At 60.5% G+C, this 20,260-nt stretch carries 27 protein-coding genes and 1 tRNA gene; 23 read left to right on the top strand and 5 right to left on the bottom strand.

Features of this window, described 5'->3' with window-relative positions; translation table 11 throughout:
- Positions 1–87 precede the first annotated feature (87 nt).
- The 3 genes from rpoZ to QCE79_RS03565 all read right to left on the bottom strand — a co-directional run bounded on the left by rpoZ (position 88) and on the right by QCE79_RS03565 (position 1,990).
- The gene (gene rpoZ / locus QCE79_RS03575) at positions 88–291 is read right to left on the bottom strand and encodes a DNA-directed RNA polymerase subunit omega (RefSeq protein WP_006025620.1); all 204 of its coding nucleotides are present in this window, start codon (positions 289–291) and stop codon (positions 88–90) included.
- Between the two features lie 70 nt (positions 292–361).
- Positions 362–1,036 carry a guanylate kinase gene (gene gmk / locus QCE79_RS03570; protein ID WP_244827353.1) on the bottom strand — a complete coding sequence of 225 codons (675 nt, stop codon included), beginning with the start codon at positions 1,034–1,036 and terminating at the stop codon, positions 362–364.
- 9 nt (positions 1,037–1,045) lie between these two features.
- The gene (locus QCE79_RS03565; protein ID WP_309841925.1) at positions 1,046–1,990 is read right to left on the bottom strand and encodes a YicC/YloC family endoribonuclease; all 945 of its coding nucleotides are present in this window, start codon (positions 1,988–1,990) and stop codon (positions 1,046–1,048) included.
- Between the two features lie 293 nt (positions 1,991–2,283).
- Between QCE79_RS03565 and rph the strand changes: the two genes are divergently transcribed.
- The 20 genes from rph (at position 2,284) to QCE79_RS03465 (ending at position 15,595) form a co-directional block, all read left to right on the top strand.
- A complete protein-coding gene (gene rph, locus QCE79_RS03560; protein WP_244827351.1) occupies positions 2,284–3,042 on the top strand; it encodes a ribonuclease PH in 759 nt (252 codons plus the stop codon).
- Positions 3,035–3,652: an RdgB/HAM1 family non-canonical purine NTP pyrophosphatase gene (rdgB, locus tag QCE79_RS03555; protein ID WP_309841922.1), complete on the top strand. Its 618-nt coding sequence runs from the start codon at positions 3,035–3,037 to the stop codon at positions 3,650–3,652. Before rph ends, rdgB begins: the two co-directional genes overlap by 8 nt.
- A complete protein-coding gene (hemW, locus tag QCE79_RS03550; protein ID WP_309841921.1) occupies positions 3,649–4,872 on the top strand; it encodes a radical SAM family heme chaperone HemW in 1,224 nt (407 codons plus the stop codon). The genes rdgB and hemW overlap by 4 nt, the downstream gene beginning before the upstream one ends.
- A gap of 29 nt (positions 4,873–4,901) precedes the next feature.
- A complete protein-coding gene (locus QCE79_RS03545; RefSeq protein WP_309845155.1) occupies positions 4,902–6,092 on the top strand; it encodes an MFS transporter in 1,191 nt (396 codons plus the stop codon).
- 44 nt (positions 6,093–6,136) lie between these two features.
- Positions 6,137–6,226: transfer RNA gene (locus QCE79_RS03540), tRNA-Ser, on the top strand.
- 214 nt (positions 6,227–6,440) lie between these two features.
- Positions 6,441–7,688 carry a phage integrase central domain-containing protein gene (locus QCE79_RS03535; protein ID WP_309841918.1) on the top strand — a complete coding sequence of 416 codons (1,248 nt, stop codon included), beginning with the start codon at positions 6,441–6,443 and terminating at the stop codon, positions 7,686–7,688.
- On the top strand, positions 7,685–8,320 hold the full coding sequence (locus QCE79_RS03530) for a hypothetical protein (protein WP_309841916.1): 636 nt from the start codon (positions 7,685–7,687) through the stop codon (positions 8,318–8,320). The genes QCE79_RS03535 and QCE79_RS03530 overlap by 4 nt, the downstream gene beginning before the upstream one ends.
- 164 nt (positions 8,321–8,484) lie before the next feature.
- On the top strand, positions 8,485–8,715 hold the full coding sequence (locus tag QCE79_RS03525; protein ID WP_309841914.1) for a transcriptional regulator: 231 nt from the start codon (positions 8,485–8,487) through the stop codon (positions 8,713–8,715).
- Entirely contained in the window at positions 8,716–9,015 is a 300-nt protein-coding gene (locus tag QCE79_RS03520; protein ID WP_309841912.1) for a transcriptional coactivator p15/PC4 family protein, read from the top strand.
- A complete protein-coding gene (locus tag QCE79_RS03515) occupies positions 9,015–9,659 on the top strand; it encodes a hypothetical protein (RefSeq protein WP_309841910.1) in 645 nt (214 codons plus the stop codon). The genes QCE79_RS03520 and QCE79_RS03515 overlap by 1 nt, the downstream gene beginning before the upstream one ends.
- Positions 9,652–9,882: a hypothetical protein gene (locus QCE79_RS03510; RefSeq protein WP_309841908.1), complete on the top strand. Its 231-nt coding sequence runs from the start codon at positions 9,652–9,654 to the stop codon at positions 9,880–9,882. Before QCE79_RS03515 ends, QCE79_RS03510 begins: the two co-directional genes overlap by 8 nt.
- The gene (locus QCE79_RS03505; protein WP_309841905.1) at positions 9,875–10,153 is read left to right on the top strand and encodes a hypothetical protein; all 279 of its coding nucleotides are present in this window, start codon (positions 9,875–9,877) and stop codon (positions 10,151–10,153) included. The genes QCE79_RS03510 and QCE79_RS03505 overlap by 8 nt, the downstream gene beginning before the upstream one ends.
- Complete coding sequence (locus QCE79_RS03500) at positions 10,150–10,329, top strand: hypothetical protein (RefSeq protein WP_309841903.1); 180 nt, start codon at positions 10,150–10,152, stop codon at positions 10,327–10,329. Before QCE79_RS03505 ends, QCE79_RS03500 begins: the two co-directional genes overlap by 4 nt.
- Positions 10,326–11,942: a YfjI family protein gene (locus QCE79_RS03495; RefSeq protein WP_309841900.1), complete on the top strand. Its 1,617-nt coding sequence runs from the start codon at positions 10,326–10,328 to the stop codon at positions 11,940–11,942. The genes QCE79_RS03500 and QCE79_RS03495 overlap by 4 nt, the downstream gene beginning before the upstream one ends.
- Positions 11,939–12,238 (top strand): hypothetical protein, encoded by a 300-nt coding sequence (locus QCE79_RS03490; RefSeq protein WP_309841897.1) that lies wholly within the window; start codon positions 11,939–11,941, stop codon positions 12,236–12,238. The genes QCE79_RS03495 and QCE79_RS03490 overlap by 4 nt, the downstream gene beginning before the upstream one ends.
- Positions 12,235–12,633: a hypothetical protein gene (locus QCE79_RS03485; protein ID WP_309841894.1), complete on the top strand. Its 399-nt coding sequence runs from the start codon at positions 12,235–12,237 to the stop codon at positions 12,631–12,633. Before QCE79_RS03490 ends, QCE79_RS03485 begins: the two co-directional genes overlap by 4 nt.
- A gap of 25 nt (positions 12,634–12,658) precedes the next feature.
- Positions 12,659–13,072: a hypothetical protein gene (locus QCE79_RS03480; protein WP_309841892.1), complete on the top strand. Its 414-nt coding sequence runs from the start codon at positions 12,659–12,661 to the stop codon at positions 13,070–13,072.
- Positions 13,073–13,323: 251 nt separating this feature from the next.
- Positions 13,324–13,665 carry a hypothetical protein gene (locus tag QCE79_RS03475; RefSeq protein ID WP_309841890.1) on the top strand — a complete coding sequence of 114 codons (342 nt, stop codon included), beginning with the start codon at positions 13,324–13,326 and terminating at the stop codon, positions 13,663–13,665.
- Complete coding sequence (locus QCE79_RS03470) at positions 13,662–14,801, top strand: phage major capsid protein (protein WP_309841889.1); 1,140 nt, start codon at positions 13,662–13,664, stop codon at positions 14,799–14,801. Before QCE79_RS03475 ends, QCE79_RS03470 begins: the two co-directional genes overlap by 4 nt.
- A gap of 200 nt (positions 14,802–15,001) precedes the next feature.
- Positions 15,002–15,595: a tail assembly protein gene (locus QCE79_RS03465; RefSeq protein WP_309841887.1), complete on the top strand. Its 594-nt coding sequence runs from the start codon at positions 15,002–15,004 to the stop codon at positions 15,593–15,595.
- Positions 15,596–16,004: 409 nt separating this feature from the next.
- Here the strand turns inward: QCE79_RS03465 and QCE79_RS03460 are convergent, their stop codons facing one another.
- Complete coding sequence (locus QCE79_RS03460; RefSeq protein ID WP_309841885.1) at positions 16,005–16,760, bottom strand: hypothetical protein; 756 nt, start codon at positions 16,758–16,760, stop codon at positions 16,005–16,007.
- A gap of 860 nt (positions 16,761–17,620) precedes the next feature.
- Here QCE79_RS03460 and QCE79_RS03455 point away from each other — a divergent pair.
- The gene (locus QCE79_RS03455; RefSeq protein ID WP_309841883.1) at positions 17,621–17,893 is read left to right on the top strand and encodes a hypothetical protein; all 273 of its coding nucleotides are present in this window, start codon (positions 17,621–17,623) and stop codon (positions 17,891–17,893) included.
- Here QCE79_RS03455 and QCE79_RS03450 read toward each other — a convergent pair whose 3' ends face one another.
- Positions 17,894–18,049 carry a hypothetical protein gene (locus QCE79_RS03450; protein WP_244827345.1) on the bottom strand — a complete coding sequence of 52 codons (156 nt, stop codon included), beginning with the start codon at positions 18,047–18,049 and terminating at the stop codon, positions 17,894–17,896.
- A gap of 145 nt (positions 18,050–18,194) precedes the next feature.
- Between QCE79_RS03450 and QCE79_RS03445 the strand changes: the two genes are divergently transcribed.
- Complete coding sequence (locus tag QCE79_RS03445; RefSeq protein WP_309841879.1) at positions 18,195–18,680, top strand: TonB family protein; 486 nt, start codon at positions 18,195–18,197, stop codon at positions 18,678–18,680.
- A 258-nt stretch (positions 18,681–18,938) separates the two neighbouring features.
- Positions 18,939–20,243 (top strand): MFS transporter, encoded by a 1,305-nt coding sequence (locus QCE79_RS03440; protein WP_309841877.1) that lies wholly within the window; start codon positions 18,939–18,941, stop codon positions 20,241–20,243.
- Positions 20,244–20,260 lie beyond the last annotated feature (17 nt).

The raw sequence follows: 20,260 nt of genomic DNA, 5'->3' as shown, positions 1-20,260 counted from the left end.
GCGCAATGTCGTCCGGTTAGGAGAGTTGAAACGCCATGCAAAAAACAGCGCCCGTGATGAGGATCACACGGGCTGTTACGAAGGCAATTAAACCGGCACCTTCTTCAACATTTCGACGCCGACCTGGCCGGCCGCGATTTCGCGCAGCGCAACGACCGTAGGCTTGTCGCGGCTTTCGATCTTCGGCGTATGGCCTTGTGCGAGCTGACGCGCGCGATAGGTCGCTGCAAGCGCGAGCTCGAAGCGGTTAGGAATTTGTTTCAGGCAGTCTTCGACGGTGATGCGGGCCATGTTTGTTTCCTTCTCGATATGTACTTTATTCTACCTTATGTGACCGGCATGACCCGGCCACTACTTCGCGTCATTGCGCCTGCGCGGAGTGAATGCCGAGCTCCACGAATAGCTCCGTATGACGCGCGTATTGCGAGGTGAAGCGCAGCCGCGTCGCCTTGACGAGACACTGCAACTCGGCGAGCGCGCGATCGAAGTTCTCGTTGATCACGACGTACTCCGCTTCCGATGCATGCGCCATTTCGCTGCCGGCCGCAAGCAGACGCCGCACGATCACTTTCTCCGAGTCCTGGCCGCGTTTTTTCAGACGGTCTTCGAGCGCGTCCAGCGAAGGCGGCAGAATAAAAATCTCGACCGCATTGCGGAACTGCTTCTTCACCTGCTGCGCACCCTGCCAGTCGATTTCGAGCAGCACGTCGTTGCCGTTACGCATCTGATCCTCGATCCACACCTTCGAGGTCGCGTAGTAGTTGCCGTGCACTTCGGCGCTTTCGAGGAATTCGCCTGCCTTGTGGCGTTCCATGAATTCATCGACGGAAACGAAGTGATACTGCACGCCGTTGCTTTCCTTCGGGCGCGGGTCGCGCGTCGTATAGGAAACGGACAGGCGGATAGCTTCGTCCTGTGCAAGCAGCGCGTTCACGAGCGTGGACTTGCCCGCACCCGAAGGCGCGACGACCATGAACAGGTTGCCCGGATAAATGCCCGTGTAGTTGCTGTGCGAGCGGTGCGTGTTGTTCGGCATGATGTTGCGTTACTCCAGATTCTGTACTTGCTCGCGCATTTGTTCGATGAGCAGTTTCAGCGTCATCGATGCATCCGCGAGTTCCTTCGCCGCGGCCTTCGAGCCGAGCGTGTTTGCTTCGCGATTGAGCTCCTGCATCATAAAGTCGAGGCGCTTGCCGACCTTGCCGCCCTTTTGCAACACGTGGCGCGTTTCGGTCAGATGCGCGGTAAGGCGCTGCAATTCCTCGGCGATATCGATACGAATACCGTACATCGTCACTTCCTGGCGAATGCGCTCGGCAATTTCCTCGCGCGGCACGCTCGCCGATGTGGCGCCGTCGTTCGTCGCAATGCCGAGCGCGTCTTGCAAGCGTTCGACGATCTTCTGCTGATGCTTCGCGATCAATTCCGGCACGAGCGGCATGATGCGCGCGACGATGGCTTCCATCTCCGTCACGTTGTTGATGAGCACCGCGCCCAGCGCCGCGCCTTCACGCGCGCGCACGTCGATGAGATCGGCGATTGCCTGCTTGCCGCACGCGAGCACGGCTTCGCGCAACGTGTCTTGCGACACCGAGCTCTCCTTCAGCACGCCAGGCCAGCGCAGAATCTCGCCAGTGCGCATGCGTTCGGAGTCGCGAAACACGTCGAGCACGGCGCGTTCGAGCGCGGCGAGTTGCGTGAGCGCTTCGCGATTGAGCGCGCCCGCGTTGGCCGTCTGCTCCACGCGATTCAAATTGATGCGGATATCCACCTTGCCGCGCGAAAGCTTGCTCATCAGCATTTCGCGCAATTGCGGCTCGCTTGCGCGCACGTCTTCGGGCATGCGGAAGTTCAGATCGAGGAAGCGCGAATTCACCGTGCGCAATTCCACCGATACACCGACGCCCGAACCGCCCGCGCCATTGGGTCCCGCGCCATCCGCGACGACTTCGCGGGTCGCGCTGGCATAGCCTGTCATGCTGTAGATCATGGTACGTCTCGCGATGTGAGCCTTCGTTGCGAAGGCCGTTTCGATACGAGCGCCCGGCGCACTTGAGGGTGCGCTTCGGTGGCACGCGTATGGCCGCCGGGCGAGGAACCGGCATTATCCCATTTTTACTGCCGCGCCCGCCGATATGACGCCTCGCGGCGCTTGCCGCGCGCGACAACGCCGGCTTTGGATTAACGATAAAATCGCGCACACGCCGCGCTTTCGCGTTATTCCCGCGTCTTTATCGAGCGCCGGCACTTTCATTACGCGTTCAACTCCACTCTGGCCCATCCATGACCGACTCTCCCCTGCTGAAACCTTCCGTTCCGCGTCCGGGCGGCCGCCGCGCGAATCAATTGCGCGACGTGCGCATCACGCGGCACTACACGAAGCATGCGGAAGGCTCGGTGCTCGTCGAGTTCGGCGATACCAAGGTCATCTGCACGGCGAGTATCGCCGAGCGCGTGCCGGAATTCCTGCGCGGGCGCGACCAAGGCTGGCTCACCGCCGAATACGGCATGCTGCCGCGCGCCACGCATACGCGCAACGACCGCGAAGCCGCGCGCGGCAAGCAGACCGGCCGCACGCAGGAGATCCAGCGGTTGATCGGCCGCGCGCTGCGCTCCGTATTCGATCTGAACGCGCTCGGTCCGCGCACGCTGAATATCGACTGCGATGTCATCCAGGCCGACGGCGGCACGCGCACGGCGAGCATCACGGGCGCGTTCGTCGCCGCGCATGATGCCGTTACGAAGCTCGTCGCGAATGGCCGTATCGCGCAATCGCCGATCAAGGATTTCGTCGCGGCCATTTCCGTCGGCATCTATCAGGGCGCGCCCGTGCTCGACCTCGACTACGAGGAAGACTCGCAGTGCGACACCGACATGAACGTCGTGATGACGGGCGCGGGCGGTTTCGTCGAAGTTCAGGGCACGGCGGAAGGCGCACCATTTTCGCGCGACGAAATGAACGCGCTGCTCGACCTCGCGGACAGCGGCATAAAAGGCCTGATCGCGAAGCAGAAAGCTGCATTGGGGATAGAAGGTGTCTGATACGGCAACACTCGGACGCGTGGTGCTCGCGTCGAACAATGCGGGCAAGCTGCGCGAATTCGCATCGCTGCTGGATGCGGCGGGAATCGAATTGATCGCGCAGGGCGAACTCGGCGTGCCGGAAGCCGAAGAACCGCACGCCACTTTCGTCGAAAACGCGCTGGCCAAGGCGCGCCATGCCGCGACGCTCACCGGCCTGCCCGCTTTGGCCGATGACTCCGGCCTTTGCGTACGCGCGCTGAACGGCGCGCCCGGCGTGTATTCGGCGCGTTTCGCCTCGATGCGCGGCGGCGTGAAAAGCGATGCGGCCAACAACGCGCACCTCGTCTCCGAACTCGCCGACAAAGCCGACCGCCGCGCCTATTACTTCTGCGTGCTCGTGCTCGTGCGTTACGCGAACGATCCGGAACCGCTCATCGCCGAAGGCCGCTGGCACGGAGAAGTCATCGACACGCCGCGCGGCGCACATGGCTTCGGCTACGATCCGCACTTCTTTTTGCCGACGCTCAACGCGACGGCTGCCGAACTCGATCCGGCACGCAAGAACGCGCTTTCGCATCGGGCGTTGGCGCTGCGTGAATTGCTGCAACGTCTCAAGGAACTTGCGTGAGTTCCGGTCCGAAGACAATCAATGTCGTGCAGGCATTCACGTCGCCGGGCAGCATCCGGCTCAAGTCGTTGCCGCCGCTCGCGCTTTACGTGCATTTCCCGTGGTGCGTGCGTAAGTGTCCGTATTGCGATTTCAACTCGCACGAGTGGAACGGCGATGCGTTCCCCGAGGACCGTTACCTCGACGCCTTGCGTGCCGATCTCGAAAGCGCGCTGCCGCTCGTGTGGGGACGGCAGGTACACACCATTTTCATCGGCGGCGGCACGCCGAGCCTTTTGTCCGCGAAAGGACTCGACCGGCTGCTCTCGGACGCGCGCGCCTTGTTGCCCATCGACGCCGACGCCGAGATCACGCTCGAAGCCAATCCCGGCACCTTCGAAGCCGCGAAGTTTGCGCAGTTTCGCGCGAGCGGCGTGAACCGCTTGTCGATCGGCATTCAGAGTTTCGACGAAACGCATCTAAAGGCGCTCGGCCGCATTCACGATGCAACGCAGGCGCGCAAAGCCGTGGAAATCGCGTCGAAACACTTCGACAATTTCAATCTCGATCTGATGTTCGCGTTGCCGAAGCAGACGCTCGACGAATGCCGCCGCGATATCGACACCGCGATCGGCTTTGCGCCGCCGCATTTGTCGCTGTATCACCTGACCATGGAGCCGAACACGCTCTTCGCGAAATACCCGCCTGCGCTGCCCGACGACGATGCCGCCGCCGACATGCAGGACTGGATTCACGAACGCACGCGCGATGCCGGCTACGAGCATTACGAAGTATCGGCGTATGCGAAGCCGCATCGGCAAAGCAAACATAACCTGAATTACTGGCGTTTCGGCGATTACCTTGGAATCGGCGCGGGCGCGCATACCAAGCTCTCGTTTCCGCAAAAAATCTTGCGGCAGGCGCGCTTCAAGCATCCGGCGACATTCATGGACCAGGCGCTTTCGCCCGGCCAGAGCGCGATTCAGGAAGAGCGCGAAGTCGGACCGCGCGATTTGCCGTTCGAATTCATGCTCAACACGCTGCGTCTGGTCGAAGGCTTTCCGGTGCATTCGTTCATCGAGCGCACGGGCTTGTCGATGTCGGCTATCGAACCCGCGCTCGTCGAAGCGGAGAAGCGCGGACTCATCACGCGCGACTTCGAACGCATTGCGCCGACCGAGCTCGGCCAGCGCTTTCTCAACGACCTACAGGAGCTGTTCTTGAAGGATTCGCAAAATTGAGCGCGCCCACGTTGGGATCGGACTCGGTGATGCGGCATCGTCCGTTTGCGCTTTTCTGGAGCGCGCGGGTGATGTCGTCGGTGGCATTTCAGATGATGTCGGTGGCGATCGGATGGCAGGTTTATTCGATCACGCATAGCGCGTTCGCGCTCGGGCTCGTCGGACTCGCGCAGTTCCTGCCGATGTTCGTGCTCACGCTTGTCGTCGGCCATGTGGCGGATCGTTACGACAGGCGCACGATCGCTTGGGTTTGTCAGGGCATCGAGGGCGTCGCGGCGCTCTGTCTGTGCGCGGGCGCGTGGCATGGCTGGCAAAGCGTTGCGCCCATTTACGCGATTGCGGCGATCACGGGCGCGGCGCGCGCGTTCGAATCGCCATCGATGGCGGCGTTGCTGCCCAATCTCGTCCAGCGTTCGCAATTGCAGCACGCGACGGCGTGGTCTACCTCGGCAAATCAGACGGCGCAGATTCTCGGCCCGGCGATGGGCGGCCTCCTCTACGGCCTCGGCGCGTTGACGGTGTATGGCGCGGTAGCCGTCGCGTTTCTCGGCGCGGCGTTTGCCGTGGCGGCGATCAGGATCGATGAAGCCGTCCGCATGCGCGCGCCGCTGTCGTTCGAGGCGCTGTTTTCGGGCATCGCCTTCATCCGCAAGAAGCCGGTGATCCTTGGCGCGTTGTCGCTCGATTTGTTCGCGGTGCTGCTCGGCGGCGCGACCGCGCTCTTGCCGGTGTTCGCGCGCGACATCCTGCATACCGGACCTTGGGGCTTGGGTGTCTTGCGCGCGGCGCCGGCCGTGGGTGCGCTTACCGGCTCGATCTGGCTTGCGCATTTTCCGTTGCGGCAGCGTGCGGGCACGGCGCTTTTCGGTGGTGTGATTGCGTTCGGCATTGCGACGATCGTGTTCGGCTTGTCGCGCAACATTTATTTGTCGCTGGTGGCGCTCGCGGCGCTGGGCGCATCGGATGTGATCAGCGTGGTCGTGCGCATGTCGCTCGTGCAGTTGCAGACGCCCGATGAGATGCGCGGACGCGTCGGCGCGATCAATTCATTGTTCATCGGGACGTCGAATCAGCTCGGCGAATTCGAATCGGGGATGACGGCGGGTTTGTTCGGCGCGGTGCCGGCGGTGTTGATCGGCGGACTCGGAACGATTGCCGTGGCGCTTCTATGGATACAACTATTTCCCGCCTTGAAAGCGACGCGCTCGCTCGAAGGCTGATGGTTCCGAAGCGCGTTTGAGTGCGCTACAATACGCGCCTTGCTGGAGGTGTGGCCGAGCGGTTTAAGGCACCGGTCTTGAAAACCGGCGAAGGAGTGATCCTTCCGTGAGTTCGAATCTCACCGCCTCCGCCACCCCTCATTTTTCATCCGCTGTCAAGCCGTCTCAGGCAATCTCTCAACCCCCCGTCGCACAAGGCTCTCAGCGGTATTGAGCGTCTCCTCATTGTCTCAGACCGTTGCAAAAAACCTCATCCAGTCGTAAATTTTATGGTGGACGGGATGGTGGACGGTTTATGGTGGACGGGTTGGCGGACTGTCCGCGCGACAGTTCGAATGAGAGAGGGCAATGCCGAGAAAAGCGAAGGAACTAGGGCCGCTGGCGGTCAGCAGACTCACCGAACCCGGCAAGTACCCGGTGGGCGGCGTCGATGGCCTGTATCTGCGCGTCACGAGCCCGAGCGATCGTTACTGGATCTTGCGTGTGGTCATCGCCGGCAAGCGGCGGGAGATCGGCCTAGGCGCTTATTCGAAGACGCGCGGCGTGGCCGAGGCGCGCGCGATGGCGCTGGAAAAGCGCGAGGACGTCAAGCGCGGCATCGATCCCATCATGCAGCGCAAGGAGGCGGCGAGCCAGCTACGCGCCGGCCAGGCGCTGGAGATGACGTTCAAAGACACATCGGACAGGTACATTGCCGCGAAGGAAGTCGAATGGCGCAACTCGAAGCACGGCGCCCAGTGGACATACACCCTCGCCGAGTACGCCCATCCCATTATCGGCAAGATGCAGGTACGCCATGTGACGCGCGCCCACGTGCTCGAGATCCTCGAACCCATCTGGCAGGCCAAGACGGAGACGGCGAGCCGCCTGCGCGGCCGCATCGAGGCAATTCTCGACTATGCCCGCGTGAAGGGCTTCCGTGATGAAGGCGTGAACCCGGCGGCGTGGCGCGGCAATCTCGACAAGCTGCTGAGTGCGCCGAAGAAGACCAAGCGCGTGCGCAATCACCCCGCCCTGCCGATCGTGCAGATGGGCGCATTCATGACAACCCTGCGCGGTATCGAAGGCGTCAGCGCACGGTGTCTGGAGTTCTCGATATTGACCGCTGCACGATCTGGCGAGGCGCGCGCCGCGGACTGGAGCGAAATCGACCTCGACAAGGCTGTCTGGGCGATCCCTGCGGAAAAGATGAAGGCGAAGAAGGAGCATCGCGTGCCGCTGCCGAAAAACGCCGTAGCGCTGCTGAAGTCGATCGACTTAGGGAAGCGTATGGGCCTCGTGTTCCCGAGCCCGCGCTCAGGCCGCGCGCTGTCGGACATGAGTCTGCTCGCCATCATGCGGCGCCAAGGGCTGGAGGCCACGCCGCACGGTTTCCGCTCGACGTTCCGAGACTGGGCAAGCGAATACACGAACTATCCGCGCGAGCTGGCGGAGGTGGCGCTGGCGCACATCAAGGGCGACGCGACCGAGGCGGCCTATTGGCGGTCCGACGTGCTTCAGAAGCGCCGGCGGCTGATGGAGGACTGGTCAGCGTTCTGCGACAAAGTAATCGAGGCAGGGGCCGTTATCCCAATGAACAAGCAGGCACAAAAATGAAAAAATATGAGTTCGATGGAATCAAATTTATCGACGAATCTCAGCTGTCGAGTAAAGAAAAAATCGCTCGAAAGGCGGAGATGGATTTATTCGAAGAGCAAGTCAAACTGGGAGATCCAAACAAGGCCCTCTTTGAGATGATCCGCAGTCGGCAGTCCCGATACCCGGCAGATTACGCCGACCAAATTCGCGACGACATGCTGCATATCTTCTCGAAGGCTGTAGCCCAGAGTATTGTCAAACAGGCGAAGTTCGCTGGCGAGCTATACGCCGCTGCGACTTCGGCCAATGGTGACTTCTTCAAAATGTTCGAGCGCATTTCGGCGCTCCTGAAAGGTCAGGAAGTCACAAGTTTGGTCGTCTTGGGTCTAATTGCTCAGGGCAATAATGATTCTGCAGAAAAGGTCAAAAAAGCCCTTGATTCCCAGTTGTCTGACCGTGCACGGGCGGCATCCGACAAAGGAAACGCTGAGAATCGCGCGATGCGAGACGAGGCATTCAGGTGGCTGGATAAAAATTTCGACGCCCCTGGGATGACGGTCGACCGTGCGGCCGAGGCACTGCAGAAAATCGTTCCGATGGAGTTCAGTACACGACGCGGCTATGTCAAGGCGTGGAAGAAGTCAAGATAGTGCGCCAGCGTCATAGGTCAAGCGCCAGTGCTTGATGCATAGCGCTAGCGTAGTGCGTTCCGCAAAGATGCATCGATCTTAAGAATAGGTGTCGCCCGTCTCAGATACACACATGACGGCGCGACACTCGCCGGGCCGTGTCGCGCCAATACCGGAGCGACACCATGTCCCTTACTCTGCACCGCGCTCTCCGTTCGGAAGCGTTCATCAATTTCAAAAGCATGCCCGACGAGGCGCGCGTTCCCGATTACGTGGTCGCTGCCATCCTCGGCATCTCCCGCGCTACGCTGCATCGCCGCGTGCGTGCCGGCCTCATCCCTGCACCTGAACGGCAAGGCCATACCAGTCGCTGGATCGTCGGCACGGTGCGCGCAGCCCTCGCCAAGGGGGCATAAATGGAAGACAAAAAAAAGGCCGGCACGATGGCCAGCCCAGAGAGTTCGAGCAGCAATGATACCTCCGTCGGCGGCGTTCTGTTCGCCGATCTGAAGAAGCGCGACACCGAGCGCGTGCGCATCCACGTGAAGGCATACAAGGGTCACGACTTCATCGACATCCGCGTCTGGTATCTGGCGGATAACGGCGAGTTCAAGCCGAGCAGTAAGGGACTTACGATCCGTCCGGCACTGGCGTACGAACTGATTCAGGGTATCGACCTGGCGGCGCGCTCCATCGATCCGAAGGAGGGAGCGTGATGCGTGAATTTTTCAGAACGGCCCCCGGGGTCACTGACAAAACTGACAGAAGCCCACTGCATTTTCAGGAAACAGCCCGCCCCCTCACTGCCATAACTGACAAATCTCCCCTTCTGTCAGTTTTGTCAGTGACCCCCCCGGCTCTTTTCAAAAAAATAGCTTGTAAACGGGCGCGGCTTCGCTATACTCGAATCGTCGCTGAAACAACAGCGGCCGGGTTTGGCGACCCGACTAATCGAAGCGCACAGACCGCGCCGAGCGGTTTTTTTGTGCCTGACGCCTTTGCGCGCCTCCACCTCTTTCTATGGGCGGGCCTTGGCGGGGAGACCTTCGGGTCTGCCGGTTCCTTCGGTTGCCGGTTCGCCAACCCTGCCATGCGCCCGCTCACCTCATTTGGCGATGAAAAGCGGGCCTTCACCAAACCGAAGGAGCCCGCAATGCGTGCTAATGCCCCTGCTCGTCCTGAGCTTCCCGAATCTCAAGTAGTCGCACAAGCCAACTCGTTCTTGGCGCTTCAGGCCATTAATACCGCCCTGCGCGACGCCGCGATGGCGGACAACGTTTTCGACGCGCTCGACGTGTGCTCCGACGCTCTGCTGCACATCGCCGAGATCATCCGCGCGGAGGGCCGCCACCATGGATAAGAACCTTGAGGCCTTGGCGCAAGCGCGCGCTCAACTGGGCAACGCGATCGATACGCTGCGCCAGATAAACCTTCTCTTCACGCTGATCTGCTCGAAAACCGAGGGCTCGGAGACGGAGCAATGCTTTCTTCTGGCGCAGATCGGGGCTGAGCTTGCTTCTTCTGCTGGCGCGTGCGCTGAGGACTCCTATCGGGACGCATCGGAGGATCTTCGCCATGGCTGAGAAACTCGACACCAAAGAGATTGCATTTCGTATCGATAGCGCGGCCGGCGAATTCGCGCATGCCGCCTCGTGCTTCGGAAGTCTCGCAACGCTATTCGAAGCGATCATCGCGGCGACGGAGGACCACTCTCTGGCGCATCGGCTCGCGAAACTCGGCGAGAACATGTGCGTGGAATATGACGACGCATACATGACTTTGCGCGACGACTACTGCGCCCATGCCGAGCGCTACGGCAGCACGATGCGCCACTCCGAAAAGGAGGATGCATGAGCCCCGCACAAGCAATGAAGGATCGCGTTAATCGGTCCATCGAAAAGGAACTCGACCGCTGCAAGGCGGCGATGGGAGAGCACGCATGGAACGAGCACGAGGAATGGATAACGGAGTACGTGGTGGCCGAGGCGAAAAGCTGGATGGACCGCAAGCTGGGGAGGGTAAGCCAGTGAGAGATTTTCTCGACACTTATGAAATGACGGACAACGACGTGCGTGCTGCGAATGATCGAATTGCGGTGGCGAAGGCGCGCGAAAAGTTCAATGCCCGCACCGCGCATATCGCTGCTGCAAAAGATTGGCCGACACCGGAAGCGCTGCCTTCTTCGCTCCGACCGGTCGAAGCGTTCGACATGGATCTGCTGCCCGCGAGCCTTCAGACCTGGGCCCGGGACATCGCGAACCGTGTTCAATGCCCGCCGGACTTCATCGGCGCCACGGTGATCGGCGCGCTCGGCGTCGCCATCGGGCGTCGTGTCGGCGTGCGGCCGAAGCTGCGCGACGACTGGACGGAGTATGCAAACCAGTGGGTTTGCATCGTTGGCCGGCCAGGTGTGATGAAGTCGCCGGCCATGAGCGCCGTGCTCGCGCCGCTGAAGCGACTCGACGCAGAGGCCGTGAAACGCTTCGAAGACGAAATCGCGCTGCACGAAAGCGAAGCGAAGGTTCACAAGATGCGGCAGGACGCTGCGGAGAAAAAAGCCATGGCCGCGCTGAAGAAGGATCCGGAAGCCGCTGTCGACTTGTGCGAGTCGGAACCGCCGGAGCCGCCCAAGCTGCTGCGCTATTTGGTCAATGACGCGACCGTCGAAAAGCTCGGCGAGATCTGCGCCGACAATCCGCAGGGCGTCGGCGTGTTCCGCGACGAGTTGGTGAGCCTGCTGAAGGGCCTGGATCGCGACGGACAGGAAAGCGCGAGAGGCTTCTACCTGACGGGCTGGAACGGCAATGATGGGTACATCGTCGACCGCATCATGCGCGGTCACCAGCGCATCGAGGCCGTCTGCCTCTCTGTAATCGGGTCAACCCAACCCGGTCGGCTGTCCGAATACCTGCGCAGCGCGATCGGCGGCGGCGTGGCGGATGACGGGCTCGTGCAGCGCTTTGGGTTGATGGTCTGGCCGGACGTGCCGCGCGAGGCTTGGGAGAACGTCGACTGCTGGCCGGATGCGGAGGCGAAGCACGAAGCCTTTGCCGTGTTCAAGCGGCTGTCGGAAGCTGATCCCGTCGACGCGTGGCAGGCGGAGACGCCCACCGGGCCGGACGGCCAGCCGGACGGGAACCCGCCCTTCCTGCGGCTCGATGCGGAGGCGCTTGAGGTATTCGTCGAGTGGCGCACTGAACACGAAAACCTACTTCGTGCCGGCGACCTGCATCCGGCGATGGAATCGCACCTCGCAAAGTACCGAAAGCTGGTGCCGTCCCTCGCACTCGTCTTGCATCTGGCAAACGGTGGCGCCGGGCCAATCTCGGCGCGCGCGATGCATCAGGCGTTGGCTTGGTCGATCTACCTTCGAAGCCATGCCGAGCGCGCGTACGGATCCGTGCTGCTCGCCGAAATGAGTGGTGCGAAGGCGCTGCTGCGCAGAATCCAGCGCGGCGACCTATCGGACGGTTTCAGCGCGCGCGACGTGTACCGCAACCAATGGTCCGAGCTGGAGAACCGCGAGGCTACAAGCAAGGCGCTGGCGGCGCTCGTCGAATACGGCTATGTGCGATCAGAAGCCGAGGACACCGGCGGGCGTTCGAAACTGATCTACCGCATCCATCCGGAGGCAAGGCAATGACGACGCTCTGGACGTTGATGAAACAACTCGAATCGACATGTCCCGACTTGCTCCCGATTCAGTTCGCTGCCTTCAGGGCAGGACTAGACGCGGCCGCCAGCCATCTCGCGAATGACGACGATGAAGAGTCCCTCGCGTGCACGCACGAGCGCGAGTATCTATTCTTTGAGAAGCATTACGACAGCTTTACCGGCCGTTATCTGCGGCCGTACTTCGATGCAGGATTCGCTAGCCTGCTCGTGCATGCAGACGTTTCTTTGGATGAATTACGCGGACAGGTCGAGGGGTGGCGATGAATAAATATCTCGCTCGACTCAAAGGACTCGGCGAAACATCGACCCCTTCTGTCAGTTCTGTCAGTGACCCCGGGGGCTCTTTTCGAAAAACGCAACCTGCTCAGGCATCTCAGGAAAATGATGATGTCGTATCGTTCGACATCATCGACCTCTGCGCCGGCGCGCTGATGGTAGACGGTCCTTACCTCCCGTGGGGGCCATACCTGACGCCTGAGCAGCTGGCGGCAATGCAGCAGGCCGTTATTGAGGTCGTTACGGAGCTTTCCCGTATCGAGCGATGGCGCGACGACTACTACGACATGATCGTAGTGGAGATAAAGCGGCAGCCCATCAGCACGCTGTTGCCGGACCTCGACTACTTTCGTGCGCGGCTTGCGGCGGCGCGCTCTCAATAACGTACGGCTGCGGAGCGATACATTAATGAGAGACACGAAACGGAAGCGGGCCATCCTAGCGATGCTGGAGTCGCACGACGACTGGCAGTTCAGCGAATACGGCCCCGCGCCCTACTCCGCGACCACGATAGCGACCGAGATCGGAGGGAGCGCTCAGAGTGTCGCGCGCACCCTGCGCGGCATGCTGAACGAAGGGCTGGTGTTTGCCGTGCGCGACCGGGAGGAAGTATGGAACGCGATCGCACGCGACTTCATTCCTATGCCGGTCACCGCCTACTTCAGCGCCCGGACGATGCATGCAGACATCGCGGCGGCGCAGAGATGGCGGGACGGTGCGGCCGCACGATCATCCGAGGCAGGGCAAGCGCTCATGCGTGCGTTCTCTGGACAATCGCCGGCGCCCATGCTGCCGTCAAATACGGAGAAATCCCGTAGTTAGACCTAAGCCGGAATTCCGGCTTAGATCATGCAGCCCCGGCGGGATACCCTGAATCGAGGTATCCCTTATGCCGGGTGTTCGCGCTGCATCCCAACGGTATCACGGGACGAAGCAACGACGCATGCTGCGTTTTTTAACGACACCCCGTAGCAGTCCTCATTTCCTGCTTTGCTTAACTGGATCGCGCCCGTATAAATGCCCACAGAAACACGAAATCACGAAAACGTGAAAACTCATTTTTGAGGGAAGTGATGCTGATTCGAGACCTTAAAGCCCTAACACCGGAGCAATCCAAAGCGGCGCGCGTGCTGGTGTTTGCAGGCGACCTGTACGGCGGCTGGACTGTCTGGATCAACGGCCAGCCGCTCTGCACGACAAACAACAGCCGGCGGCGAGTGTTCAACGACCTCGACACGGTCGCCGCGATGCTGAAGCGCGCAAAGATTCCGAAATTCACCGTGGACATCGACGTCGGCGATTGGCGGCCGCGGTTCGAGGTGCCTCCGATGGAGATCGTCGCAAGAGCGGTCGATAACGTCGTAGACCGCGCTGCCGACCAACCGAATGAAGCGAAAGAGGAGAAGCAACAATGAGCACGAACGATGAAATCATGGACGCCTTGCGGAAGGTCGGTCCGAATCTCGAAATGCATGCAGAGAAAACGCGCGACAAGCTGAATGAGATCAGTGCGCGCATGGGCGAGCTGGAGCAATATGTTGTGGGCATCAAGCCGACATCCGGCGCGCCTGCCGCTTCGTCGCGCATCGGCCAATTGGCGGCCGCAGTGAAAGACAACGACGCGGTTACCGCGTTTAAGGAGCGTCGCCAGACCAGCGCGCGCATCCCGCTCGACAATTACCGTCGCCCGTCCGCAGCGATCACGTCGGATGGCGCCACGCCCGCTATCAATCCTTTCCCCGGCGTGCGCCCCGGCATCGAAGCCCCCTTGCTGGAAACTCTCGCGATCGAAGATCTGATTCCGCACGTAGACATGACCACTGGGTCGATCGAGTGGCTGCGCGAGAAGGCTGGCGCCGACGTGCGCGCGGCAGTCCAGGCAGCCCAAGGTGTTCGCAAGAAGGAAGGCACGCTGGCATTCGAGGCGATGGAATCAAAAGCCGCAACGGCGGCCGTGTTCCTGAAGTTCTCCAAGCAGGTTCTGGACGATCAAAGCGGCCTCGCCAAGTATGTTGAGCAACGCCTAAGCTACGGGCTGGATGACGGCATCGACGATCTGCTGCTGAACGGCACGGGCACGAACGGCGAGAACGAAGGCATGCTGCTGCCTGCAAACCATACCGCGCTGGATCCGGCGGGCCTCGGTGCCAACGCACCGATGTTCGATTACATCCGGCGCGGTAAGACGCAGATTCGCATCGCAAAGGGAGCGGCGGGGTCGCTGCTGCTTCATCCGAGTGATGCTGAAGCCATGGACCTGACGAAAGACAGCGAAGGCCGCTACATGACCGGCGGCCCCGTCGATGCTTCGGGCCGCGTGTGGGGCCTGACTCCGGTGGAGACGACGCAGATTTCTGAAGGCCAATTCGTGGTCGCGGACTTCCAGCGCGCGGCGGTGTTCTTCGACCGCATGGCGGCGATGCTGATCCTCGGCTACTCCGAAGACGACATGGTTAAAAACCTTGTCACGATGCTGATGGAGCGTCGATTCGCAGTCTCGTGGAATCGTCCGAGCCTGATCATCGTCGGGTCGTTCACCGGCGCAACCTAATCGAGAGGCAGCGGCGTGGCGCACCGTGAGGGCCTTGTGCAGTTCTTCACCCTCAAACGCGCTGGGATTACTGCTGAGTGCCCGTCCCTCCAGCGAAAACCGGCAGAGCGCGCGGCTATTACGGTAGGTAGTGGCGCGGCGAGCACTGAGCCGCTCCTGAGATTCAGGGGCGGCTTTTTCACTTCATAGGAGATGCAGAGATGCAAACGGAAAAACTACGCACCATCAGGCTGTACGGGATTCTGGGAAAGAGGTTTGGGCGAATTCATCAGCTCGCCGTTTCGTCTACGCGCGAAGCGATCAGCGCATTGAGCGTGCTTCATCCGGGCTTCAAGTCGTTCATGCTTAACGCGAAAGACAGCGGCCTGACCTTTGCAGTCTTCAATGGCAAACGCAACATTGGCGAGGACCAACTACCGCAGCCTGTAGGCGACGACGACATCCGCATCGCGCCGATATTGAGGGGCAGCAAATCAGGTGGCCTGTTCCAAACCATCCTGGGCGCTGCGCTCATCGCTGTCGCTGTGTGGAACCCGGCCTTCCTTTCCCTGTCCCCTGGTGCAGCGTCTGGACTTCTCGGTCTCGGCGCATCGATGGCACTTGGAGGCGTTGTACAAATGCTGAGTCCGCAAACGAGCGGCCTCGCCAGCACGCAGGACAATGGCACGTCGTATTACTTCAATGGTCCGGTGAATAGCGCGGCGCAGGGCGACTGCGTGCCGATCGTCTACGGCCGCATGCGCGTCGGCTCGAAGGTCGTCAGCGCCGGCATTTATGCGGAAGACCAGATGTGATGCGGAAGCACGAGCATGATCACGAGAAGGCCGCACGCCAGGCTACTCAGGCGCGGGATGCTGTAGCGTGCCGAAGCGATCTCGAACGGGTTCTGGCGGGCTGGATCGTCATCGCGCGCGCCTCGACGACGGGAGGGTGCGGTCAAACTTCAGCCCATGCCCCGCCAGGACCGACCGTTCCGCTGCATTTTCACGATCGCGAAAAATAAAATTGGATTTTGGCCGTTCATAGGAGGGGCCTATCGAAAGTTCAGGCCGATTTGCCGCCTAGACCGCCGATCATCCCATCCGCAGAAAATTTCCCCCTCTTGAGCTTTTGTTAATCAAAGCCGAAAATCAAACAACTTTTGACACGCCCGCCTGACAAGGCTCAGCGGGCGTTTTGATTGTTTGATTGCTTGAATATTTGTTAAAGCTTTAACACACCGCAATCCGGCCGGTACAGTACCGTCGATTCTGCCCAGAGCGTCTCGTATGCCTCTATCTTGAGTGTGTCATCGGATCTTGCTTTGATCAGCTCAGCCGAGGCTGTTCTCGCAATGTCTTTGAACGATTGCGTGATCGAGTAAGCGGTTGACGAGTCAACCAGGATCAAGCGGTCGTGAAGTTGCGGCTTGTGCACCCCTCGAACCTCGACCGGGCGAGCAGGACCATATTGCTCGGTCCACTTTCGAGCGGCAGCAAGCAATGCATCATTGGATGAACGCTTTACAGTGAGCAACCGCAGAGATGGAGCTTCGGTTGCGACTACAGCGAATTCAGTGAGGATCGTCTCGTCCATCCAAGGATCCGCAATAAGAACGTCTTTCGTAGCGGCCTTTAGGACTTTCACGATGCCCGCAAATGCATCGAATCGGTTTCCGGCCGGGATGAAGGTACCGGCAAATCCTGCCGGCGCCTTGACCTCCGCCAACCCAAGTGCTCGGTGCAGTAAGATCATTATGTCTTGGGCGCTTTGTGCGCGTGCAATTGGAATCGCATTATGTAGATTCGCGATCGCATTATCGATCTTAATCACTAGCATGGCGTCGCCGGTTTCCTTAATCGCCGCGTCGACCTGCCCCAGCCACCGCATCGTGTCGGTGTCTGGGCTAAACATGCATTCGTAGCGCGGAGCCGTTCCGATTAGCCTTCCAAGCTTCGTGTATAACGCGAGCGGATCCATACCGGAATTTTATGTGAGTGGGAGAAGTGTAGGGTCTCGTAAACTGTCTGCGGATTCAAGAGTGCAGATACCTTGGCTTATGGTGGACGGGATGGTGGACGAATCGCCCACTATGCCTCAGACGTCTTATCCGGCGACGTTGTTGGGCGGACACCGCCTCCGCCAGCGCGATCTCTAAAAGCCCCGTAATTTAAGAATTACGGGGCTTTTTGTTTTCCGGCGCGCAATTGATTCATCAGCAAGCAAGAACAGCGAGATCCTCTTTTTCGGGCTTGACGAACTCAGTGCACCGACGCTGGGAAATCAAGAAATTCGAGCATCCAGAACTGCTTACAGTCGGCATGCTCTAGCGTGCTATCGATCTTGGTTCATGGAGAAGCGCGCGTTTGATCGAGCCGCATGATCCAACACTGAAAGATCGACCAATAAGGCTTCGCGAAGGCGAATTCCCTGTGACACCGCTCGAAACATGGCCAACTCGCCGCACTGGGTAACAAAAGCTTAAAACGAGACAACCGTCCAATACGGCTGCATGCCCAAGAGCAACAATCAATCGGATTCCTCCGATATATGAGCCATCGCCCGATCCCTATCCTTGACCTTGCTTCCTCGTCGCGTTAAACGCCTTTTCGCGATAAGGAAGCCGTTCGAAGTGTTTGACCTCGCCTCGCGCGAGGTCTTTTTTTTGCCTGCCGCGCGCGTGCACTTGCAAACAGCAACGAGCGCACAAACCCCATCTGCCACAATCCGCATGAACAAGGCGGCTTAATTACCATCTAACCGCCTCATCGATCGATAAAGCGGAGACAAGCCTGATGAAGCCAAGCCGTATCGCGCAAGTAACTTTGGGTTGCATCGCCATGACAGGCATAACAGCGCATGCACAGCCGCAACCCAACACTCAATGGCGTCAGGCGGAAACCTCGTTTTTCGATCTGATTCAAAACGGCTACGGAATCGTAGCCGTGACGAGCATCGCCGAACGCGCGTCCGGTCTGCCTGCGGATACTTACGTGCTGCAAAAAAACAATAGCGTCTTTCGTTGCGTCGAAACGCGCGCCGCCGAGCCAGAAACAACGAGAACCGCCGCGCCATTGCGCTGTGCGGAACTCGTCAAACCCTTCGTGGATTGATCAACCTACCGGCGCTTCGCCCTCGCCTGTTTCCTTTCCTGGGCGATCGTTTGGCGACTGCTTGCGGCCTTCGTCATCGCGTTCGGGCAGCTTGCTCTTCTCGTTGTCGCTGTGTTCGGCGGGTTGTGCTTCGGCCGGCTTCGCTTCGCTAGTCATGGCTCCTCCTTTTTGCCTTGGGTGTAAGCATCGTCAGCAAATCCTGCGCCTGTAAGAAGCGCATCCAAAAGCGCACGCAGAATCGCAAACACTGCGGCGCCGACACGGGCTACCATCGATCCATCGTCATCAGATGCTACTCGCGATGCCTAAAGCACCGATTCTGCCGTCAGCCACGCTCGTCGCCATCGTGCTTGCCGCGACATTGGCCGCCTGCACAATCACGCCGCCACCGAGCGTCATCGAAGCACGCTCCGCCGCAACCGCACCGTCTCGCGCATCGCTTGGCGACTACAAGGAGCGCGTCGCGCAACGTATCCTCGAACGCAATCCGTCGTACGTGCTGAAGGGCACGCCGCAAGCCATGCTGCGCTCGTTCGTGCTGGTGTCCTTTACCGTGGATCGCAACGGGCGCGTCGTCAATTCGTCGGTGTATCGCACCAACGGCGACGACGAAGCCGAAGCCACCGCGCTCGCCTCGCTGCGGCGCTCGTCGCCATTGCCCGTGCCGCCCGCTCGCCTCCTGAACGGCAACGGCCAACTCGAACTCTTCGAAGGCTGGATGTTCAACGACGACGGCCACTTCCAGTTGCAAACGTCGCATTCGCCACAAGCGACGACCATCGATTGATTGGCGCTCGCGCGGCACGCTCGTTATAATTTTTGACATCCCGGCCGGACCCGCTTCCGGCATGGCTTTCAGACCGCGCCTACCCCTCGCGTCCGTTGAAAGTCTTTGTCCGGTTCGCGCTCTACTCCTGCGAGCCGCTCGACCGTTTTACCGCCCACCCCAACAAGCGTCTTGCGTGCGCTCTTACGCCTTGCTCGCCCATCGAGCAAGAATGCGTCACCATAAGCACCACAAAAGCGACACGACAACGGAGACACCATGTCATCACCCACGCTTTCCGCCGCCAAGCCAGGCGACGGCGCCCAAAGCACCTCGCGCGTGATCTTCGCGAGCTTCATCGGCACCGCAATCGAGTTCTACGATTTCTACGTCTATGCGACAGCCGCCGCGCTCGTCATCGGGCCGGTGTTCTTTCCACACGGATCGCCGGCCGCGCAAGCGCTTTCGGCTTTCGTCACGTTCGGCATTGCGTTCGTCGCGCGGCCTATCGGCTCGTTCATCTTCGGGCACTTCGGCGATCGCGTCGGACGCAAATCGACGCTCGTCGCGTCGCTGCTCGTCATGGGCATTTCAACGACGCTCATCGGCTTCGTGCCCGGCTACGATTCCATCGGCAGTCTTGCGCCCGTGCTCCTGTGCATCCTGCGCTTTGGGCAAGGCATCGGGCTCGGCGGCGAATGGGGCGGCGCGGCGCTACTTGCAACGGAATACGCGCCCAAGGGCAAGCGAGGCCTCTTCGGCATGTTCCCGCAGCTCGGGCCGTCAATCGGCTTTCTTGCTTCCAACGGCCTGTTCTTCGGCCTCGCGCTCTCACTCTCCGACGAACAGTTCCGCAGTTGGGGCTGGCGCGTGCCGTTCATCGTGAGCGCGGTGCTCGTCGGGCTCGGGCTTTACGTGCGCCTGAAAATCGCGGAGACGCCCGCATTCCGCACGGCCGTCGAGCGTCACGAGCGCGTGCGCGTTCCCATCGCCACGCTGCTCGGCCGTTATCTCGCGCCGACCTTGCTCGGCGCCTTCGCGATGGTCGTCTGCTACACGCTCTTCTACATCTCGACGGTCTTCTCGCTGTCGTACGGCGTCTCCACGCTGCATTTCTCGCGCGAGAAATTTCTCGGTCTCTTGTGTTTTGCCGTGCTGTTCATGGCAATTGCGACGCCGATCTCAGCCATCGCCAGCGACCGCTTCGGCAGACGGCCCGTGTTGATCGTCGGCTGTCTCGCGGCGATCCTCTCCGGCTTCGCAATGCTGCCTCTGCTCGGCAGCGGCAACACGGTCTACGTCGCGCTCTTTCTGACCATTGAATTGTTCTTGATGGGCGTGACTTTCGCGCCGATGGGCGCGCTCCTGCCCGAGCTGTTCCCGACGAGCGTGCGCTACACCGGCGCGGGCGTCGCGTACAACTTGGGTGGCATTCTGGGCGCATCGGTCGCGCCTTATATCGCGCAATTGCTCGCAAATCGCGGCGGACTGTCGTGGGTCGGCGGGTACGTATCGGCGGCGGCGGCGGTGAGCCTCATCGCCGTGTTGTGCATGCGCGAGACGCGCGACATCGTACTCGAATAGCGTTCGAATGACTTCGA

Source organism: Caballeronia sp. LZ003 (assembly GCF_031451465.1).
Lineage (GTDB): Bacteria > Pseudomonadota > Gammaproteobacteria > Burkholderiales > Burkholderiaceae > Caballeronia.
This window is presented reverse-complemented; position numbering and strand designations above follow the sequence as displayed.

Excerpts from the sequence above, each read along its gene's own strand:
- rpoZ (WP_006025620.1), bottom strand. The coding sequence starts at position 291 with ATGGCCCGCATCACCGTCGAAGACTGCCTGAAACAAATTCCTAACCGC.
- gmk (WP_244827353.1), bottom strand. The coding sequence starts at position 1,036 with ATGCCGAACAACACGCACCGCTCGCACAGCAACTACACGGGCATTTAT.
- QCE79_RS03565 (WP_309841925.1), bottom strand. The coding sequence starts at position 1,990 with ATGATCTACAGCATGACAGGCTATGCCAGCGCGACCCGCGAAGTCGTC.
- rph (WP_244827351.1), top strand. The coding sequence starts at position 2,284 with ATGACCGACTCTCCCCTGCTGAAACCTTCCGTTCCGCGTCCGGGCGGC.
- QCE79_RS03545 (WP_309845155.1), top strand. The coding sequence starts at position 4,902 with ATGCGGCATCGTCCGTTTGCGCTTTTCTGGAGCGCGCGGGTGATGTCG.
- QCE79_RS03535 (WP_309841918.1), top strand. The coding sequence starts at position 6,441 with ATGCCGAGAAAAGCGAAGGAACTAGGGCCGCTGGCGGTCAGCAGACTC.
- QCE79_RS03530 (WP_309841916.1), top strand. The coding sequence starts at position 7,685 with ATGAAAAAATATGAGTTCGATGGAATCAAATTTATCGACGAATCTCAG.
- QCE79_RS03525 (WP_309841914.1), top strand. The coding sequence starts at position 8,485 with ATGTCCCTTACTCTGCACCGCGCTCTCCGTTCGGAAGCGTTCATCAAT.
- QCE79_RS03520 (WP_309841912.1), top strand. The coding sequence starts at position 8,716 with ATGGAAGACAAAAAAAAGGCCGGCACGATGGCCAGCCCAGAGAGTTCG.
- QCE79_RS03515 (WP_309841910.1), top strand. The coding sequence starts at position 9,015 with ATGCGTGAATTTTTCAGAACGGCCCCCGGGGTCACTGACAAAACTGAC.
- QCE79_RS03510 (WP_309841908.1), top strand. The coding sequence starts at position 9,652 with ATGGATAAGAACCTTGAGGCCTTGGCGCAAGCGCGCGCTCAACTGGGC.
- QCE79_RS03505 (WP_309841905.1), top strand. The coding sequence starts at position 9,875 with ATGGCTGAGAAACTCGACACCAAAGAGATTGCATTTCGTATCGATAGC.
- QCE79_RS03500 (WP_309841903.1), top strand. The coding sequence starts at position 10,150 with ATGAGCCCCGCACAAGCAATGAAGGATCGCGTTAATCGGTCCATCGAA.
- QCE79_RS03490 (WP_309841897.1), top strand. The coding sequence starts at position 11,939 with ATGACGACGCTCTGGACGTTGATGAAACAACTCGAATCGACATGTCCC.
- QCE79_RS03485 (WP_309841894.1), top strand. The coding sequence starts at position 12,235 with ATGAATAAATATCTCGCTCGACTCAAAGGACTCGGCGAAACATCGACC.
- QCE79_RS03480 (WP_309841892.1), top strand. The coding sequence starts at position 12,659 with ATGAGAGACACGAAACGGAAGCGGGCCATCCTAGCGATGCTGGAGTCG.
- QCE79_RS03475 (WP_309841890.1), top strand. The coding sequence starts at position 13,324 with ATGCTGATTCGAGACCTTAAAGCCCTAACACCGGAGCAATCCAAAGCG.
- QCE79_RS03470 (WP_309841889.1), top strand. The coding sequence starts at position 13,662 with ATGAGCACGAACGATGAAATCATGGACGCCTTGCGGAAGGTCGGTCCG.
- QCE79_RS03465 (WP_309841887.1), top strand. The coding sequence starts at position 15,002 with ATGCAAACGGAAAAACTACGCACCATCAGGCTGTACGGGATTCTGGGA.
- QCE79_RS03460 (WP_309841885.1), bottom strand. The coding sequence starts at position 16,760 with ATGGATCCGCTCGCGTTATACACGAAGCTTGGAAGGCTAATCGGAACG.
- QCE79_RS03455 (WP_309841883.1), top strand. The coding sequence starts at position 17,621 with ATGACAGGCATAACAGCGCATGCACAGCCGCAACCCAACACTCAATGG.
- QCE79_RS03450 (WP_244827345.1), bottom strand. The coding sequence starts at position 18,049 with ATGACTAGCGAAGCGAAGCCGGCCGAAGCACAACCCGCCGAACACAGC.
- QCE79_RS03445 (WP_309841879.1), top strand. The coding sequence starts at position 18,195 with ATGCCTAAAGCACCGATTCTGCCGTCAGCCACGCTCGTCGCCATCGTG.
- QCE79_RS03440 (WP_309841877.1), top strand. The coding sequence starts at position 18,939 with ATGTCATCACCCACGCTTTCCGCCGCCAAGCCAGGCGACGGCGCCCAA.